This window comes from Vogesella mureinivorans, assembly GCF_007644035.1.
GTDB lineage: Bacteria > Pseudomonadota > Gammaproteobacteria > Burkholderiales > Chromobacteriaceae > Vogesella > Vogesella mureinivorans.
The window spans coordinates 1-250 of the sequence record NZ_VMTV02000342.1; the positions used below are offsets into that span (position 1 = coordinate 1).

Sequence of the window (250 nt, forward strand, 5' to 3'; positions counted from 1 at the left end):
ATTTAGCGCCTCGATGGCCGACCAGCGGCCAGTGCCCTTCTGGCCAGCGGAATCAAGAATGACATCGACGAGCGGCTTTCCCGTCTTCTCGTCCACTGCAGCAAGAACGTGTCCCGTGATCTCGATCAGATAACTGTCGAGAGGGCCCTTGTTCCAGTCTTCGAAGACCCTGGCACATTCGGCGGGCGACATGCCGAGGCCGTCGCGCATCACCCCGTAGATTTCGGCAATCATCTGCATGTCGGCATAT

The 250-nt window shown here is 58.4% G+C and carries 1 pseudogene; it reads right to left on the minus strand.

Going from position 1 to position 250, the window contains the following annotated elements:
• Positions 1–250 (minus strand): annotated as a pseudogene (locus FLQ44_RS10175) (NADP-dependent phosphogluconate dehydrogenase); the annotation flags it as partial.